This window comes from candidate division Zixibacteria bacterium HGW-Zixibacteria-1, from assembly GCA_002838945.1.
Taxonomy (GTDB): Bacteria; Zixibacteria; MSB-5A5; order GN15; family PGXB01; genus PGXB01.
In genome coordinates this window covers 12,781-31,930 of the sequence record PGXB01000012.1, presented here as the reverse complement: position 1 = coordinate 31,930, position 19,150 = coordinate 12,781, and the positions used below count along the sequence as shown (strand labels likewise).

The following is a 19,150-nucleotide window of genomic DNA, read 5'->3' as shown; positions in this document are numbered from 1 at the left end:
AGAATCAAAAACACGAATTTATGCAAAATAAATACATATATCAAGAATTTTCGGACATAGTGGTAAATATATTAGACCTGCGGATTGATATTCCGCGAACGAATCCTGTTAAGCAATATGGTTCCGGCGGCATAGGCATTCAGTGTCGCCCCCTTAATTTTCTCCACCAGGCCAAGGGGGCCGCCCTCAATTTTGGCTACTGTCGAAAACAAGGTGTCGGTGGTATAGACAGCATATCTGGGAACGGTAAAGTCGTATTGGCTTTTCCTGAAGTATGACAGTGAAAAGCCATTCTTATAGCCGGACTTTGCGGCCCATAGCTCTACATTTCGATTGAAGCGCCCGAAGGGGTAGCTGATATATTTAACCTCTCCCCCGGTTAAATCTTCAAGTCTTCTTTTTGAGTGCTCCAATTCGACCCTTAGACCTCTTTCGGACAGGGCCGTCAAATCAATATGCGAATTCCCGTGCGAGCCGATTTCGATTCCAAATTCGGCGATTTCGGCGATCTGTGCCTCATTCAGGTGCATCGTTTTGAGGATATTTCCGGTATAGTCCCAATCAGCTCTTTTACCTATATATCTGGCCGGAATAAAAACAACCCCGGTCAGATTCAGTTCCCTTAATATCGGAAAGGCATGCTCGTGGAATGATTCATATCCGTCGTCGAAGGTCAGGCAGACCTTCTTTCTGTTTGCGGGAAGGCTCAGATACTTATCCAGGGTGAAAAACTGGAAGCCCGCTTCAAGCAGGTCTTTAAGAACTTTTCGCAATCGCTTTGGATGATAGTTGTTAAGACCGAAGTGCCGCCTGCTGTCGGTGTGATGAAAGGTCAGGATTGCCATTTCACTGAGGTGTTAAATTCAGATTTTAAAGAAGCGACCAATCCACTTTGCTGAGATCTTTTTCACTGGCCGAACCGAGAGCTGTCACCGCTATATTATCCGGAACAAGAATTTTCCGCGCGGCTTCAATGATATTATTCGCCGTCAGCTTATTGATTGCCCGCAAAGCTTCTTTTATCGGAATATATCGACCCGTCACGGTCTCCTGCCGACCCAGCCGATTCATCCGGCTTGATGTCGATTCCATCCCAAGAATCAGGCCGCCCTTTAGCTGATCTTTAATCATCTCGATTTTTTCATTCGGCAGACGCGATCTCTTCACCTTTCGAAACTCTTTGAGCATCGTCTCGACCGCTTCATGCAGGTGCTTGCGGTCGGTGGCCAGATACGCTCCGAAAACGCCGCAATCCCGGTAAAAATCCGGAAACGTAAAAACCGTATAGGCCATTCCGCGATCTTCCCGGATCTTCTGGAAAAGCACCGATGACATCCCGCCGCCGAGATAATTATTCAGGGCCAGCATCGGCAGCCTTTGCGGAGCCGAATAATCGACACCCGGAAAGCCGACACAAATATGCGTCTGGGTGGAACCGTTTTTTACGAATTGCGACGAGAATCCCTCGGGATATTTCGCCGGCAGGCAATGAGAATCATTGCCCGGCGGAAAATGAAGTTTTTCATTGACGAGGCCGACCAGCTTTTGATGCAATATGTTCCCGGCGGCAGCAATGACAATCCGTCCCGCCAGATAATTATCATTCATGTATTTTCGAATAACCGGGCGGCTGAAAGTCAAAACATTTTCTTCCGTTCCCATAATCGGCCAGCCCAGCGGCTGACCCCGCCAGAAATGATCCGAAAAGAGTTCATGGATCCGGTCCGACGGCGTCTCATTAACTTCGCGAATTTCCTCGGCGACGACCGATTTCTCCCGTTTGATATTGAGAGAAGTAATCGTCGAATTCATGAGAATATCAGAGAGAACATCCACGGCCAGATCAAGATGCTTATCGAGGACCAGGGCATGAAAACAGGTCTGCTCGCGGGATGTGTATGCGTTCAGCGAACCGCCGAGCGCTTCCAGAGATAACGCAATAGCCTGTGCGCTGCGGGAACGGGTTCCCTTGAAAAGCATATGCTCGATAAAATGCGTGATCCCGTTCTTATCACTGGTTTCATCTCGCGAACCGACATCAATCCAGATGCCGATCGCCGTCGACCGGACACCTGGAATTTTTTCGGTGACAATCCTCAACCCGCTGTCGAGGATTGTCTTATTATAAACACTATTCTGTTTTATCGTCATTCTATGACCGGCTGCCCGCTACTTGGAACGCGCCCCGTCTTTCAGGAGTGCTTTGCGCGACAAGCGGATTTTTCCTTCCGGATCGATAGCGATGACTTTCACCTCGACCTGGTCGCCGAGTCTGAAGAAGTCTTCCACACGGGCCACGTGCCCGACATCGATTTCCGAAATGTGAAGCAAGCCGTCCGTTCCGGGAAGAATTTCGATGAAGGCGCCGAAATTGGTTATGCGCCTGACCGTGCCCATATAGACCTTGTTGACCTCGGCCTCTTCGGTCAGCGATTCAATCATTTCCTTCGCCTTTTCACCGGCCGCAGCATCGACCGAAGCTATCATGACGGTACCATCATCTTCGATATCGATCTTGGCGCCGGTAGCCTCGACGATCGACCTGATCATCTTGCCGCCCGGTCCAATAACCTCACCGATCTTCTCGACCGGAATCTTGATGGTTAGGATTCTGGGTGCATAGGACGACAGGTTGTCCCGATTCTTGCTGATGACCTCATTCATCTTGCCCAGAATGTGAAGTCTTCCCTGCCGGGCCTTCTCCATCGCCTGGGCCATCAAATTGAGGTCGATACCGGTGATCTTGATATCCATCTGAAATGCGGTGATACCTTTGTCGGTGCCGGTTACCTTGAAGTCCATGTCGCCGAAATGATCCTCATCGCCGAGGATGTCGGTCAGAATGATGACTTTGTCATCATCTTTGATCAGTCCCATGGCCACGCCGGCCACCGCTGTTTTGGTCGGCACGCCGCCGTCCATAAGGGCCAGCGATCCGCCGCAAACCGAGGCCATCGAGGATGAGCCGTTCGATTCGAGGATATCGGAAACGATGCGAATCGTGTAAGGGAATTTCCCCTCGACCGGAATAATCGGCTGGAGAGCCCGCTCGGCAAGAGCACCATGCCCGACTTCCCGGCGGCTGACGCCGCGAATCGGACGCACTTCACCTACCGAAAATGACGGGAAGTTATAATGCAGCATGTAGCTCTTGGTTGATTCGCCCTCAAGGTCGTCAATGCGCTGCTCGTCGATCTTGGTGCCGAGAGTCAGTGTCACCAGCGCCTGGGTCTGGCCGCGTGTGAACAGCGCCGAACCGTGCGTTCGCGGCAGGACGCCGACCTCGCAGGTGATTGGACGCACCTCATCGGGGCCGCGGCCGTCAATGCGGCGTCCTTCTTTGATGATCATCTCACGCATGATGGAAGCATCCAGATCGTGAATGATGTTCCCGATGGTCCCTTCCATCTCCGGAAACTCTTCCGCCAGGGCCTCCTTGATTTCATCATTCAGTTTGTGCTTCAGGTTCCGGCGTTCGTCCTTGTCGGCAATCCTGTTGTATTCATTCAATTTCGCGTTGGCCATTTCGGTGATTTTATTCTTCAAGCCTTCATCAACCGTTTTCGGTGCAAACTCTATCTTCGGTTTGCCGGCCAGCCCGCGTAATTCCTCGATTTTAGCCACGATCATTTTGATATGCTCATGACCGAAAGCCAACGCCTCGATCATTTCCGCTTCGGATATCTCACGGCCGCCCCCTTCGACCATGGTGATCGATCCGGCGGATCCGGCGACGGTAATATTGATATCCGATTCCTCGAGTTCCTTGAAGGTCGGGTTGATAATCAGCCGGCCGTCAATGCGTCCGATCCTTACTCCGGCGATGGTCTTGACAAAAGGAATGTCGGATATGGTCAATGCGGCCGAAGTCCCGATAAGACACAAAATATCAGCGTCATTTTCCTGGTCGGCGGATAGTACAATATTATGGCATTGCACTTCATTGACGAACCCCTCGGGGAAAAGCGGTCTGATCGGCCGGTCGATAATCCTCATTGAAAGGATTTCTTTCTCGGACGGTCTTCCCTCACGCTTGAAAAAGCCCCCGGGAATTTTTCCGGCTGCATATGTTTTCTCACGATAATCGATCGTAAGTGGGAAAAAATCGCGGCCGTCGTTCGGATCATCGCCGCTGACCACCGCCGACAGAATGACCGTATCCGCCAGCCGTACCATAACGGCTCCGTTTGCCTGTTTGGCGACCTTTCCTGTCTCGATGCTTAGTGTTTTGCCGCCTATTTCCAGTTCAACTCGTTGTTCCATAAAAAAGCTCCTGCGTTATCGTCTGATGTTTAGCTGATCGATCAAATGACGATAACTTTCAATATCACGATCTTTTAAGTAATCGAGCAGCCGTCTGCGCTGTCCGACTTTTTTCAACAACCCTCTGCGGCTGTGAAAGTCCTTGTTGTGCATTTTCAAATGCTCTGTCAGGGCCGTAATGTCCTCCGACAGGATGGCTATTTGCACTTCAGGCGACCCGGTATCTTTGTCGTGCAGCCTGTACCGTGCAATAATATCCTCTTTTTGTTCTTTGGTGATAGCCATTGATTAATTCTCCTCTATTTCTTCGTCATTAGAATTTTTTTCTTGTCCAGCTTAATCTGCTCGACGAGAGCATCGGTATTGGGGTATTTGCGATTTTCCCGGATATATACCTCCGGGTAGCAGAACAACTCGGCACCGTAAATATTTTCATCGAAATCGAAGATATTGATTTCCACCGATTTTGCCTCGGCCGGATTGAAGTGATTCTTGCCGATAAACATCATCCCGTCATATTTGTTTTCCTTTAATTCGACCGAGCAGGAGTAAACACCGTCTGTCGGTAAAAGTTTGCGCTGGCTGTATTCGATATTGGCCGTGGGAAAGCCGATCTTCTTGCCCAGTCCGATACCACCGATAACCTTGCCGCTCAAGGGATACGGATGCCCCAGAAATTCGATTGCACGAGGAAGATTATTCTCAGCCAGCAGGTGTCGTATCCGGGTGGATGATATCGGACGGCCGTTGACAATGACCGGATCGACTATTTCCAACTCGAATGAGTATTTTCGGCTGAGATTCATCAGGTCATTGATCGTACCGGAACGTCCTTTACCGAAAGCATGGTCATAGCCGACAATAAGCTTGGCCAGATTTATCCGTTCCACCAGATAAGTTCTGGTGAATTCTTCGGCGGTTAAATTCATCAGCTCGCGCGTAAAATTGAGAATCAGAAGGGTACCGTCGAGATAATTTTCGAACAGGCGTGCTTTTTCATTCAAGCAGGTTAATAGCAACGGCGGCGAATCGGGCGTTACCAGGACCCGGGGATGAGGTTCGAAAGTAATGGCCAGGGCACGCCCCTGTTTCCGCTCGGCGGCCGTCTTCAATTGATGCAAAATGGCCTGATGACCCAGGTGCAGCCCGTCAAAGGTCCCGATCGTGGCCACTGTCCGGCCGTCAAAGCCCTCGAAATTTTCGATACCTCTAATCAGTTCAAGACTCAATTCAACACCCTGACATATCTAAGTAAGTTATGGTCGGCCCCTTCTCTGAATAAATTGGAATTCACCTCGGCACGACCCACAGCGACTATTTTATTATTATGGTCCTTCAAAGATATCAGTTCGTCGATTTCGAACCGTCCCCCGACCTCAGTGATATCCTTCATTCGGGGAGTGCGTCCGGTCAGAATAAACGGACTGAATTCCTCGTGAACTTTCAGCCAGGGAAAAGGCAGAACCGATTCAATCGGCTTTATATATTTATTCAGGACTCCGGCGTCACGATAATGCTTTGCCTGGCCCAGTGTCATGGCATCCTTCAGACTGTACTGTCCGACCCTGGTTCGGACAAGTGAAGCCAGATGCGCGCCGCACCCGATTTTATTCCCGATATCGTCGGCCAGTGTCCGGATATAAGTACCCTTGGAACAATCGACCGATATATGCAGGTCGGGAAGCTCCATCCTGACAAGCTTGATATCTTTTATTTCGACTTCCTTTTCAGGTAACTCGACTTCTTTGCCTTTCCGGGCCAGATCATACAATCTTCTGCCGTCGACTTTAACCGCCGAATATGGCGGCACTATTTGAGTAATTTTGCCTTTGAACTGCCCGAGCAGCTCGATGATCTCGGCTTCGGTCAGGTCGGGTACCGGATTCGGCTCCACATCCATGTCCAAACCTTCGGTGTCATAGGTCGATGAACGCCGCCCCAGCCTGATCACGGCATCATATGATTTGTCGAGATTGCCCAGGAACTGCGATATTTTGGTGGCCCGTCCAAGGCAGAGTACCAGCAGGCCGGTTGCCCGCGGATCGAGCGTTCCGGTATGTCCGATCTTTTTCTGATCGGTTATCTGCCTTAATTCGTGGATGACCTTATGGCTGGTAACACCGTACGGTTTTTCACAGAGAAGAATGCCGTTATACTGTACCATTGACAATCTCCCTTAAATCCTTCAGGATTTTCTCCTGTGCCGCCTTAAGCGGCAGATCGATTTGAAATCCCGCGGCATTATTGTGCCCGCCTCCGCCGTATCGGTGCGCCACCTCGCCCACATTAATACTGTTACGCGACCGGAGCGATATTTTTGTCGACCCCTCCCCCATTTCCTTGAGCAGGCCGCCGACAATGACGCCTCTTCCGAAAAGAGTATATTCGGCCATGCCCTCGGTGTCGGCCGAATTGAAATCGTTCAGCCGCATCATGTCGTTATCAAGTGCCATCAGGCAAATTTTACCATTGTCAAAAAGCTCAAACTTCGAGAATACTTTTCCGATCAGGCGCATGGTCGATTCGCTGAAAGAATAATAAATGTTGTCGCTTATGTAACGAGGATCGGCGCCCAGTTCGATCAACCTCCCGGCAACCTCCATGGTTTTCCTGGTGGTGGAACTGAACCGAAAGCGCCCGGTGTCGGTGATGATGGCGGTGTACAGCTGTGTCGCCGCCGGGTCATCGATCTTATAACCGACCTCAAGAAAATACTCGGTCAGCATTTCCGCGACGGCGGAAGCCCCGCTGTCGAGATGGGCTATTTTACCATAGCCGCTGTTATCGGGATGATGATCGATATTTATCATCGGCATATTGGCGCCAATAAGGTGTTTCACATCCCCGGTTCTGCCAGGATCGGGACACTCCAGGATAATGGCCAGGTCGAATCTGTCCTCCGATTTGAAATTATCGATCCGAACGATCCGGTCGATGTCGGGAAGAAACATATACTTGCTCGGTATCGATCCATGATTGACGATCCACACCTTTTTGCCCAGGCTGACAAGATATCTTCTTAGAGCCAACTGAGAGCCAAGCGAGTCGCCGTCCGGATCCACGTGCGATGAAATCAGGATGGTTCCGGCACCGGTAATCAGGGTTTCTATTTCTTTATGTATTTTCTTCGTCTTTATCATTTCTCTTATCAGCTATTTCATCGAACAACTTTTCTATTTTCATCCCATGTTCAATCGACGGGTCGAACTGGAAGGAGATCTCGGGCATATATTTGATATTCAACAACCGCCCCAATTGAGCCTGAACGCGGTTCCTGATTTTATCCAGGTAGGCCGACGTTTTACTCTTCGATTTTTCATCACCGAGGACGGAATAAAAGATTTTTGCGAACCGCAAATCCTTGGTAATTTCGACATCGGTGAATGTTACCAGGGAGTCGAGATGGGCGGCGGTATCGTGCTCGAGGAGCAATTGAATATCCCTTAACATCTGACTGCGAATTCTTTCCGATCTCTTGAACTGCTTCATGCTTTCACCTACAAAATCTCCACTCGGTAATCGACCATATTAATCTCGGGTGTTGATGCGATCGTCCCGACGATGCTCGATATGACCTGATCCACAAACACCTTGCTGTTGCTGACCAGTGCCACGCCCACCTGGGCGCTTCTGTGAATGTCGTTCATACCGACTTCCGCCACGGAAACATTAAACCGGCTCTGCAATTTTGCCAAAAGCGGTTTAAGCCTCCTTCTTTTTTCTTTTAATGAGTTTACTCCGGGAAGATTCAGATCAACTACAATTGTACCAACAACCAACCTGCACCCGTCTCTAAATCAGTTTTCTTGCCGTTTCGACCAGTTTATAAACTTCAATGGCATCGCCGACCTTAAGGTCATGGTAATTTTCGACGCCGATTCCGCACTCATAGCCGTTGGTGACCTCGCGGACATCATCCTTGAACCGCTTCAGCGAACTGAGGTGCCCGGTATATACTTTGCGCCCGTCTCGAACTATATGAACTTTATCGGTCCGGTGAATGGCGCCCTCTTTGACAATACACCCGGCGATTACGCCCACTTTGGGCACTCTGAATATCTGCCGAACCTCGGCAACCCCGACAAATTCCTCGCTGATATCCGGCGCCAGCATTCCCTCCAGCGCTTTTCTGATATCGCCTTCGACATCGTAAATGATACTGTATTGTTTAATCTCAACCTTTTCCCGGGAGGCAGCGTCTCTGGCTCGACCGTCGGGTGAGACATTAAATCCGATAATAATCGCGTTTGAGGCTGCGGCCAGAAGGACATCGGATTCATTGATGGCGCCGACACCTTTGTGGATAATAACCGTCCGCACTTCGTCGGTCGCGATTTTGCCCAGGGTCTCCGCGAGCACTTCGGCGGAACCATCGACATCGGCCTTGATAACCAGGCGCAGTTCCTTTATCTGACCATCCTTGATCTGCTCATAGATTTTGTCGAGTGTCGCTCGTCCAAAACCGCGGCGGATCTCGTGTTCCCGGCGCAACTGGGTGCGCTTCTGGGCGATCTCGCGGGCCTCTTGATCGTCGCTTACGACAATGATGCTGTCGCCCGCCTGCGGAACGCCGCCAAGGCCGGTTATACGGACAGGCGTGGCCGGTCCGGCGATACGCAGCTTTTTGTCGCGATCGTTAAGCATTACCCTGACATGGCCGTAGTAACTTCCGGCCACGATCGGGTCGCCCACTTCTATGTGACCCGTCTGAATGATGATGGTGCTTATGGGACCGCGCCCTTTTTCCAGATTCGCTTCGACGACAATACCCTGGCCGCGGATATACGGGTCGGCTTTCAAATCGAGCAATCCGGCCTGAAGCTCAATCATCTCGAGCAGGGTCTCGATGCCCTGTCCCGTCTTGGCCGAAACCTCGACCATAATATTCTTGCCGCCCCATTCTTCCGGCATCAGGTTATGCTTCGCCAGCTGCTGGCGGATCATATCGGGATTGGCCGTCGGTTTATCGATCTTGTTAATGGCTACCACGATTGGAACACCGGCGGCACGGGCATGATCGATAGCCTCAACCGTCTGCGGCATCACGGCGTCATCAGCGGCAACCACGAGAACGACGATATCGGTAATCTGCGCCCCGCAGGCCCTCATGGCCGTAAAGGCCTCATGACCAGGGGTATCGATAAAAACTATCTTATTGGTCGGTCCGGAAACTTCATAAGCGCCGATATGCTGGGTGATCGCCCCGGCTTCCTGCGCGGCGACTTCCGTTTTACGAATGTAATCAAGCAGCGACGTCTTACCGTGGTCAACATGACCCATAACGGTAACCACCGGCGCTCTTGATTCAAGCTGCCCTTCCTGCTCTTCTTCCCGGGCCTCAACGCCGATCTCTTCCTTCTCTTTAATATGGAAACCAAACTCCAGAGCCAGTGTTTCGATGGTATCCAGATCGAGCCGCTGGTTGATGGAAGCCATCATTCCCAGCTTTAAGCAGGTGGCGATTACTTCGGCCGGCTTTTTATCCATGGCATTGGCCAGTTCCGCCACGGTCATAAACTCGTTGACCTCAATCATGTTTTCGTCAGAAATGAAGTCGCGATCGAGTCCTTTTCCGCGCTTCTTGTATTTCTTGGATCTTTTACCGGTACCCATCGAGGCCATCGTGGCACGAAAACTTTTGACAACCGCTTTGCGGTCCACGCGACGGGCCTCTTTGCTCTTTTTCCTCTTGTCGAATTTCTTCTTTTTGCTTTTGTCGTGTTTCTTGAGGGCGCTGGAAAGCTTGGCCAGTCTTTCATCGAAAGTGGCCCCGCCGGGCTTCTTCTCTATCTTGGGAGGTATTTTCGGCCTCTTTTTCTGCTCGATATCTTTTTTGGCGGCCGCTTTTTCTATGTCGAATTTCCTTCTAATCGCGGCCAGCATTTCATCGGTGGCAACCGACATATGTGATTTCGGCTGAAAGCCCAATCCCTGAAGAATTGTCAGAAGGGCATTCGACGACACCTTGTACTCTTTTGCAACCTCGTATAATCTCTTTTTTGCCATCTGCGTCCCTCCTGACCTAATTATCTTTTATTTCTTCGATGACAGTGTCCCCATCCTGGTCGGTATCCTCATCCTTGTCCTCACTGTCGACCTGCTCGGCGGCCTTGGCGTCAGCAGCTTCTTGTTCAGCCTCGGCTTTCCTGGCCTCATTGGCCTGCTTCTTCGCTTCCGCGCGTTTGGCTTCAATATCCTTCATGAAGGCTTTGGCCCCATCGATCAGGTTTTCGGCCGTCTTCTGACCGATACCCTCGATTCTGGTCAGTTGAACGATATTGGCCTTAGCCAACTGTTGCACCGTATTTATGTCCGCATCAACCAGCTTTTCCTGTATTTTGGTGCCGATTCCTTCCAGATTGCCGACCGGAACCATCTCCTCGGCTTCGCGCTTCTTCATCTCGTTGTAGTCGGTTTCGGACATAATATTTATTTTCCAGCCGGTCAGCTTGGATGCCAGACGTGCATTCTGGCCGGCCTTTCCGATGGCCAGCGATAATTTGTCATCTTCGACCGCCACCGTCATTGCCTGCTCATTATCGAAAGTGTCGATCTGGACCACCTTGGCCGGCGCCAGAGCACGCGTGACAAATACTTCAGGATTGGCACTGAAAGGTATAATGTCGATACGTTCGTTATTCAATTCCCTGACAATGGACTGAACCCTGACACCCTTGATACCGACACAGGCGCCGACCGGATCGATTCGCTCATCGGCCGAGTAAACGGCTACCTTGGAGCGCTCCCCGGGTTCGCGGGCGATGGCCCTGATTTCGATAACGCGCTCGAAAATTTCAGGAACCTCCAGTTCAAACAGGCAGCGTAACAAATCATTGGTAACCCGCGATAAAATAACCTGCGGTCCGGCGACAGATTTTTGTACATCCAGAATAAAGGCCCGAATACGGTCGCCCTGGCGATACTTTTCGCGCGGAATCTGTTCCTTGATGGGCAAAATTGCTTCGGCCTTGCCAAGGTTTATTATCAGATTTCCCTTGTCGATCTGCTGAACCGTCCCGGAAACCAGCTGCCCGACACGTGTAATATACTCGTCGTAAATTTTATCTCTTTCAGCCTCACGAACCTTCTGGATCAGGACCTGCTTGGCCGTAGCTATGGCATTTCGGCCGAATTCTTCATCCACTTCCAGGAAAACTTCCATATCGTCGTCCAGTTCGGCATCTTCGTCCATATCCTTGGCATCCGTCAGCGAAATCTCCGTCAAATTATTGGCGACCTTGTCAACCACCTTTTTTACCGCTATCATGGTTATTTCACCTGACTGGCGATTAAGCTTGAATGATAGATTCTCGGCATCGGGGTATCTTTTCTTGGCCGCCGCCAGCAGCGATTCCTCGACCTTGGATATAACCGTATCCAAATCAATATTCTTCTCGCGAGCAATCAGTGCCAATGCTTCAACTATGTGATAGGCCATCTAATTTATCTCCGTCAAAATATAACTTTTCCCATTCTAATATTAATCAGGTCATAGCGGCTTCGATTGTCATCCTTCTGAAGCTCGATATGACTATCATCGGCGTCAACCAGTTCCCCCTCCTGGGGAAGCAGCCCGGAATCGTTAAAATATACCATCACCCGCTCGCCGATTCTTCTCCTGAAATCGCGTGCCGTCGTCAGCGGCCGATCCAGGCCCGGCGAAGAAACCTCGACCGTATATGCATACGTGAAAATGTCGTTGCTTTCGAGAACCGGGTCCACCGCCCGCGAAATGCGGGCGCAGTCGTCAATGGTAACTCCATTATTGGAATCCACATAAAGCTGCAGGCGGCTGCTTCGCTTATAGCGCGCCAGCTTCAACTCCACCAGTTCGAATCCTTCTTCTGCAATCACCGGTGTGATTAATTCCTCTATTTTTCTCTTCAGCAACATCCGGTTTTCCCGCCGGTCTCAATCATTATAAAAAAATGACTGCGTAACCTAATATGATAACAAATTCACTATCCTAAAGCAAATTATTTATTCTAGTTTATACGCTCCAAGTATTCCCTTACGGCCGACAAAACATCTTTCAAATCGGCCATTATAACCTCATCGCTGCCGCGGCTCTTTAACTCAACCTTCCCCTGCTTCAGGGCCCGGTCTCCGATAATTATTCTCAGTGGAATTCCAACCAGATCGGCATCGTTGAATTTGACACCAGCTCGTTCCGGCCTGTCGTCCAGCAAGCAGTCGATATTACTATTAACCAGTTCAGCATAAATTTGTTCCGCCGCTTCCTTATGATCTTCCTTCTCATAGTTTAACGGGATAATTTCAACCAGATACGGCGCTATATTTTTCGGCCAGATTATGCCTTTTTCATCATGGTAGCGCTCTACCGCCGCCTGCGGCGTTCGGGTTATTCCAATGCCATAGGAGCCCATAATAAACGGCTTTTCATTGCCGTCGGCGTCGCTGAACCGGGCGCCCATCGACTCGGAATACTTGGTTCCCAGCATAAAGGTGTTTCCCACCTCGATACCCTTACGGGCCGTCAGATGCCCCTCGCAGAGAGGACATAGCTCGCCCTCGACAGCGTTGATTATGTCGGCCGTTGCCGTGGCCTTGAAATCCCGCCCCAGGTTGACATTCAAAATATGCGTCTCTTTTTTATTGGCGCCGACAATGAAATTCTTCAATCTGGTGACTTCATTGTCCACAATAATCGGAACCTCTTTCATCAGGCCTAACGGGCCGGCATAACCGACCGGGCATTTGGTTACATTTTCAACCACCGCCGCCGGGGCGATTTCCAGTTCTACCGCGCCCAACTGGTTTTTCAGTTTGATCAGATTAAGCTCGCGGTCGCCGCGAATCAGCGCCGCCACCGGCTTGTCGTCGGCCAGATAGATAAGCGTTTTGACCAGTCTTTTGGCATCAACCTTAAGAAAAGCGGTCACTTCCTCGATCGTCGAGGAATTCGGCGTATCGACTTCCTCTGTCTTAAGCATATCCTTATCCGGTTTGACCGGATTAGCCTCGCGGAAAGCCGCTTTTTCGACATTGGCGGCATACTCGCATTTGTCGCAGAAAAGAATCGTTTCCTCGCCCCCATCGGTATCGACAATCAGCATAAACTCATGCGCCGCTTTGCCGCCCATGGCGCCGGTGTCGGACTCGACTTTCTTGGTATCCAGGCCGGCCCGCTTGAAAATTGCAAAATAAGCATCGACCATTTTCTGGTACGCCACCATAAACGACTCTTCATCGGTGTCAAAAGTATAGGCGTCCTTCATAATAAATTCGCGCCCGCGCATCAGCCCGAACCGCGGCCGGATCTCATCACGAAACTTGACCTGTATCTGATATAGATTAATGGGCAGTTGCCGGTAGCTTTTCAGTTCTCCGCGCAGAAGCGTCGTTACGACCTCTTCATGGGTCCCGCCAAGCACCATCTCATGCTCGTGGCGGTCCTTGAGCCGCATCTGCTCCTTGCCGACCGTATTATAACGACCGGAATCCAGCCAGACTTCGGCCGGGTGCAAAACCGGCATCGTTATTTCGATGGCGCCCGCCTTGTTCATTTCTTCCCGCACGATTTTCGAGAATTTTTCTATAACTCGTTGCATCAGTGGAAGATATATGTAAACTCCAGCGGCCAGCTTACGGATAAAGCCCCCTCGCAGCATAAACTGATGCGAGATCAATTCCGCGTCCGATGGAATCTCTCTTAAAGTCGGTATATATGTTTGCGTCCAGCGCATGGTAACCTCTTCTAAATACTCAGGAAAAAAGTTAACTGAAGAAGATAGCTCTTTAGAAATAATTGTCAATTAAAAAGATTATTTAGGGATTCCCGCAAACCGGACGCCATTAAGATTTTAGTCAGTCTTTTGCCCAAAAAAAACCGCCCTGGCGGCGGCTTTTTCAATTCTATATTACTTCTTCAACCGGATAGCGCGTTCGCTTTGGCTTGATACTCACCGCCTGATCGTTCATCCGGGTAATATGCCCCGGTGTCCCAACCACCGTGCAGTTATCTGGGATATCAACCATGTACAGAAACGTATTGGCGCCGATTCGGACATTATTCCCGATTGTCAACGGCCCCAGTATAATCGCCCCGGTACCGATCAGCACATTATTGCCGATAGTCGGATGCCTTTTACCGGAATGATGCCCCGTTCCGCCGAGCGTAACATTGTGAAAGATGACGCAGTTCTCGCCGATTTCGGCGGTTTCACCGATAACGATTCCGGCCCCGTGATCGATAAAGAATCCCTTGCCGATCCGGGCGCCCGGATGAATCTCCACACCGGAAAACATCCTTGAAATCTGTGATATCAACCGCGGGATAAAGGGTATGCCCAGTTTATATAATGGATGAACAAAGCGATGCACGAATATGGCATGAAACCCCGGATACAGCAAAAACTCGATGTTTTTTGCCGCCGGGTCATTGCGATAAATCGCCCTGATATCTTCCAATATAGTCTTAAAAATCATAACGATTATTAATACGTATCGGCAATATCCGGCGATTGATTATATTGTTACTTTCCAAGCAATCCCTTGAGAGCATCGCCCACTTTATTCTTAAGTTTGTCCTCAAGCTGCTCTTTGGCTGGGCTTAAATCAAGCATCGGCTTGGGATCGGCATAGGTCCCGCCCAGCTTGAAGCCCACTTTAACCCGGCCGCTCTTCTTATCTTTCAGTAGGCCGGCGATGCCCGAAACCAGGTCGGATTTGGCCATCAGCTCACTGCTCATGCTCTCTGTCAGAAGAACATCGCCGCTGTAATCAAGGCTGCCGTCGAAACCGACCGAACCGGTTATATTCCAGTCCCCCATATTGTTGAAGAACTTTAAAGCATCGAAAATTACCCGCCCGTCACGGACTTTGAAGGAACTGGCCAGATCCCTTATCGTCTCCTCTTTGACCGAGCTGAAATTAAAACTCTGAGCCATCTTCTGAATAACATCGAAATTGACCAGCTTGGCTTCATTAAAAAGCGCCGAGCCGTCAAGCGTCAATGTTTTTATCAAATCTTCCGGCTCCCAGCCCGAGGCATTAAAATCACCCTTCATGTTAACCTTGCCGAACAGATGGCCGCCGAACTTGGTAAAGCGGCTGAGGAAGTCATTAACCTCGATCTGCGAGGCGTCATAATTGCCGCTGTAAACCGGTTTCTCGAAATCATTCAGGTCGATTGCCGCCTCTCCCTTAACCTTTCCCGTATAGACATTCCCATTGGCGTTGTTGGCATGAATGACGCGATCTTTTATGGTCACATCACTGGTTATGTTGGTAAACTCTACATTCGTGTATATCAGGGTATCGAATTTGGCCGTCCCTTTGCCGTCAATATCGGGCAGAATAATTGGCGGAAGCGAATCAAGAGGCAGGTCGGCAAGATTCTGCCCCTCGCCCGGGACAACCTCCGGGAACAGTTTGTCGGTATTGAATCGCCGGGATGACATCTCAAAAGTCAAGAACGGCTTTTTGGCGCCTTCACCGCTTCCCGGAATAAAATACGGGAAAGCATCCGCCAGGGTGCCTTTCATTGATAGATCCGAAGACGGGAATTTTACGTCCAGATTATTGATGATGACATTGCGGTTATCTATCTTTGCCTTCAGATTCATCGACTCGATCGGTTCGGGAAGTGTCTCAGCCGAATAAGAGACTTTCTCGAGATTCAAATCACCGGCCAATTTCATCTCGGCCAATTTACCAACCGGGCCGCTGAATTTCATATCGAATGACATATTTCCCGCGACCTTGGGATTGCCCGTCTTGGGAAGATAGCCATTCACTGTGGCCAGATCGACCTTGCCGCTGACAACGCCCGCCACCACCGGCTTGTCAAAACCATTAACCTTGCAGGAAAGCTTAAAAGGATTATTTTCAAATGAAGCATTCTCGAGATCAATTTCGGCATAATCCTTCCTGAATCCGGCCTTGCCGCTCTTAATCAATAAATTACCCGGATATTTGCTCATGGTCACGGCTACATCCGACAAAGCCATGTTCCCGGAATAGGCCAGTGTGTCTATGCTTTTTTCGTCGTAGTTTATGTCGGCATCGAGGACCAGATCGCCTTCAATTGTGTATCCTTCAAGCATTGCTTTATAGTCATCCGGCAGTAACCCCATCAGGCTCGATATTTTTGTCTTATCGGATTTAATCTTTAAGTCGGCTTTGGTCAATTGGCTGAAATTGGGTATCTCCGCCTGAACCGCCAGGGCAACATCATTGACTTCAATTTTTGTGTCACTTAACACAATCCGGTCTTCATTTTGATTGAAGGTGGTATTATAATTGAATTTTACCGCCATCTCGGGGTAAGTCACTGTATCCATCGCTACCGCCAGCGAGCCGATATTGATTTCTCCCGAAGATTGAAATACACCCGGCTGGGGCGTCTCGACTTTCGAGTCAAGCTTGAATCCGGCGGCGATAATTTTCATTTTCGAAGAATCATCGACATAGCTTATCCGACCGTCCTTTATGGCCAGATTTTCAAATGAAACCGCCGAGACCGCCAGCTTGGATTCCTCGGGCAATTTTTCTTTAACCGCCTGCGGCGCCAGCGAATCGACTACACCGAACTTATAATTGGTCACGCCGTTCTCGAGTTTTCGCAGGGCTATTTGCGGCTCAACCAGAATCAGCCGGTCAACCAGAACCCGTCTCTTGAGAAGCGGCCAGAATTGAAGCTTCACATCCAGCGCTTTGGCATCCAGGAAGTATTTTTCTTCAAACGCTTCCGGATTGGCAATCTTGATGTTTTCCAGATAAGCCCCAATGCCGCCCCAGAAAGACACCGAGATACCCTCAATAGTTACTTCACGGTCAAGTGCCGTCGAAATCTTTTCGATGGCCATGGCCTTGACCTTTTCCTTCGGGAAAAACAGCGCCACTCCGGCGGCGCCTAAAATAACGATAATAATCCCGATTATTATCACCCAGAGAATTATTTTCTTAAGGCGTTTCATTAAAGTATTACCTCAATTTTATGGATGCGGACAGCTTCCTGCCGACCCTCCCTGAAATTTAAATATCCTATCTATTATACAAGTTAAGCTTCGACCGACTCACCCGGTTTAATAATAACAACCTCGGTTTTTGAGCCTTTGAGCTTTTCGGCAAACTCGGTCGGCTCGGTATCGATCACTTCCCATGTCTTATAGTGAATCGGGACCACTTTTTTCGGCTTAAGAAATTCAACCGCCTTGACTGCGTCATCGACCCCCATGGTGAAATTGTCGCCGATCGGGAGAAAAGCCAGATCGATCTTATTCATTTCGCCGATCAGCTTCATATCGTAAAACAGTCCCGTGTCGCCCGGGTGATACATCGTCTTGCCGCCCATCGTTATCAGGAAACCGCACGGGTTTCCGGTGTATTCCAGGCCGTCGCCGGCCCCTGATCCATGGTGTGCAATGGTCAATTTGACTCTTCCGAACGGAAAATTGTAGGCGCCGCCGATGTGCATATTGTGCGCTTTGGCGCCCTGTTTGGAAACATAAACCGCCAGTTCATTGGGGGCGATAATAGTCGCGTCGTTGGCTTTGGCTATCGGTACGGCATCGCCGAGGTGGTCGCTGTGGCCGTGGGTGACCAGCACCCAGCCGACCTTTACATTTTCGGCCTTCATATTTGCCTGGGGATTGCCGGTCAGAAAAGGATCGATGATAATACTATTTTTTCCATCCGTGGCCATAACACAACTATGACCGAGAAATGTAGCTTTCAGCATAATTCTTCTCTCCTTGATTAAGAATACAATAGTCCGGCTTAAACTTACAAATTATACTCTGAAGTTCAACTATTTTTTTGAACTATTGATAAGCCCGCCGCCAAGCACCACATCACCATCATAGAAAACGGCCGACTGCCCCGGCGTGACTGCCCGCTGAGCTTGAGAAAACTTGACATCCGCCGTGCCGTTTTCAAGAGGATTTATACTCCCCGCCGCCGGATTATGCAGATATCTGATCTTGATTTGCCCCTCGAACGGCTGACCCGGGTTATCCAGCGCGACCCAGTTGATATTTGAGACCGTCATTGTATCCGAGAATAATTCCTGATCGTCACCCACGATAACCGTATTGGCGGCCGGATCGATTTTTTTGACATACAGCGGGGTCGGATGCGAGATGCCCATTCCGCGCCGCTGACCGACCGTGTAAAAAGCGATGCCCTGATGTTCGCCGACCACATCGCCGTTTGACTTGATAATCTTTCCCGGTATGAAACCTCTCCCTTCCTTTTCCTCCCACTCCTTCAGGAACCGATGATAATTATTGTCGGCGACAAAACATATATCCTGTGACTCGGGCGCCGCGGCGTTTTTCAGGTCCAGCCGTGCCGCCATCTCTCGCACTTCGCTCTTGCGGTACTTTCCCAGCGGGAACAATGTTCGTGCCAGCGCCGCCTGTGTCAGTCCCCAGAGCGCATATGACTGGTCGCGGGAATCATCGACGCCCCGCTTAATGACATATCTTGAATATTCTTTATCGAACACGACCTGGGCATAATGTCCCGTGGCAATGTAATCGCATCCCAGTTGCAGCGCCTTATTAAGAAGCCCCTCCCATTTCAGATGCGTGTTGCACAAGATGCACGGGTTGGGCGTTCTCCCGGCCCGGTACTCGGAAACAAAGTTGCCAATCACAATCTCCCGAAAACGATCGACAAAATTGAGAACATAAAAGGGGATGCCTCGGGCCGTGCAGATTGACCGCAGGTCGTTTATCGATTCAAGGCTGCAGCAGCGGCCGTCGCGGCGGCTCTCCCCGCCGACTTCGCCATAATCCCACAGCTTCATGTGGGCGGCGACAACGTCGTACCCCTCTTCTTTCAAAAGCATCATGGCGGTCGATGAATCGACCCCGCCCGAAACTGCCACTAAAACTTTACCGGTCATATTTTCAATAAA

Annotated in this window: 17 protein-coding genes; all 17 read right to left on the bottom strand. The window is 50.1% G+C overall.

The window, feature by feature from the left end:
- Positions 1–71: 71 nt before the first annotated feature.
- The 17 genes from CVT49_06640 to CVT49_06560 all read right to left on the bottom strand — a co-directional run bounded on the left by CVT49_06640 (position 72) and on the right by CVT49_06560 (position 19,138).
- Complete coding sequence (locus CVT49_06640) at positions 72–845, bottom strand: hypothetical protein (GenBank protein PKK83810.1); 774 nt, start codon at positions 843–845, stop codon at positions 72–74.
- A gap of 25 nt (positions 846–870) precedes the next feature.
- On the bottom strand, positions 871–2,151 hold the full coding sequence (locus CVT49_06635; GenBank protein ID PKK83809.1) for a peptidase M16: 1,281 nt from the start codon (positions 2,149–2,151) through the stop codon (positions 871–873).
- 18 nt (positions 2,152–2,169) lie between these two features.
- Positions 2,170–4,263, bottom strand: a complete 2,094-nt coding sequence (gene pnp, locus CVT49_06630) for a polyribonucleotide nucleotidyltransferase (GenBank protein PKK83808.1) — start codon at positions 4,261–4,263, stop codon at positions 2,170–2,172.
- A 15-nt stretch (positions 4,264–4,278) separates the two neighbouring features.
- Complete coding sequence (locus CVT49_06625) at positions 4,279–4,548, bottom strand: 30S ribosomal protein S15 (protein ID PKK83807.1); 270 nt, start codon at positions 4,546–4,548, stop codon at positions 4,279–4,281.
- A 14-nt stretch (positions 4,549–4,562) separates the two neighbouring features.
- Positions 4,563–5,510, bottom strand: a complete 948-nt coding sequence (locus tag CVT49_06620; GenBank protein ID PKK83806.1) for a riboflavin biosynthesis protein RibF — start codon at positions 5,508–5,510, stop codon at positions 4,563–4,565.
- Positions 5,489–6,427, bottom strand: coding sequence for a tRNA pseudouridine(55) synthase TruB (gene truB, locus CVT49_06615; GenBank protein ID PKK83805.1), 939 nt, complete (start codon positions 6,425–6,427; stop codon positions 5,489–5,491). Before truB ends, CVT49_06620 begins: the two co-directional genes overlap by 22 nt.
- Positions 6,414–7,403: a hypothetical protein gene (locus CVT49_06610; protein ID PKK83804.1), complete on the bottom strand. Its 990-nt coding sequence runs from the start codon at positions 7,401–7,403 to the stop codon at positions 6,414–6,416. The genes truB and CVT49_06610 overlap by 14 nt, the downstream gene beginning before the upstream one ends.
- The gene (gene rbfA / locus CVT49_06605; protein ID PKK83803.1) at positions 7,378–7,752 is read right to left on the bottom strand and encodes a ribosome-binding factor A; all 375 of its coding nucleotides are present in this window, start codon (positions 7,750–7,752) and stop codon (positions 7,378–7,380) included. Before rbfA ends, CVT49_06610 begins: the two co-directional genes overlap by 26 nt.
- An 8-nt stretch (positions 7,753–7,760) precedes the next feature.
- Positions 7,761–8,042, bottom strand: a complete 282-nt coding sequence (locus tag CVT49_06600) for a DUF503 domain-containing protein (protein ID PKK83802.1) — start codon at positions 8,040–8,042, stop codon at positions 7,761–7,763.
- Between the two features lie 13 nt (positions 8,043–8,055).
- Entirely contained in the window at positions 8,056–10,269 is a 2,214-nt protein-coding gene (locus tag CVT49_06595) for a translation initiation factor IF-2 (GenBank protein PKK83801.1), read from the bottom strand.
- 16 nt (positions 10,270–10,285) lie between these two features.
- Positions 10,286–11,701, bottom strand: a complete 1,416-nt coding sequence (locus CVT49_06590) for a transcription termination/antitermination protein NusA (protein PKK83800.1) — start codon at positions 11,699–11,701, stop codon at positions 10,286–10,288.
- A 14-nt stretch (positions 11,702–11,715) separates the two neighbouring features.
- Positions 11,716–12,156, bottom strand: a complete 441-nt coding sequence (locus tag CVT49_06585) for a hypothetical protein (GenBank protein PKK83799.1) — start codon at positions 12,154–12,156, stop codon at positions 11,716–11,718.
- A gap of 92 nt (positions 12,157–12,248) precedes the next feature.
- The gene (locus tag CVT49_06580) at positions 12,249–13,970 is read right to left on the bottom strand and encodes a proline--tRNA ligase (GenBank protein ID PKK83798.1); all 1,722 of its coding nucleotides are present in this window, start codon (positions 13,968–13,970) and stop codon (positions 12,249–12,251) included.
- A 169-nt stretch (positions 13,971–14,139) separates the two neighbouring features.
- Positions 14,140–14,712, bottom strand: a complete 573-nt coding sequence (locus CVT49_06575; GenBank protein ID PKK83797.1) for a serine O-acetyltransferase — start codon at positions 14,710–14,712, stop codon at positions 14,140–14,142.
- Between the two features lie 47 nt (positions 14,713–14,759).
- Entirely contained in the window at positions 14,760–17,204 is a 2,445-nt protein-coding gene (locus tag CVT49_06570) for a hypothetical protein (GenBank protein ID PKK83796.1), read from the bottom strand.
- An 83-nt stretch (positions 17,205–17,287) separates the two neighbouring features.
- Complete coding sequence (locus tag CVT49_06565; GenBank protein PKK83837.1) at positions 17,288–17,965, bottom strand: metal-dependent hydrolase; 678 nt, start codon at positions 17,963–17,965, stop codon at positions 17,288–17,290.
- A gap of 72 nt (positions 17,966–18,037) precedes the next feature.
- Entirely contained in the window at positions 18,038–19,138 is a 1,101-nt protein-coding gene (locus tag CVT49_06560) for a tRNA 2-thiouridine(34) synthase MnmA (GenBank protein PKK83795.1), read from the bottom strand.
- Between the last annotated feature and the right edge of the window lie 12 nt (positions 19,139–19,150).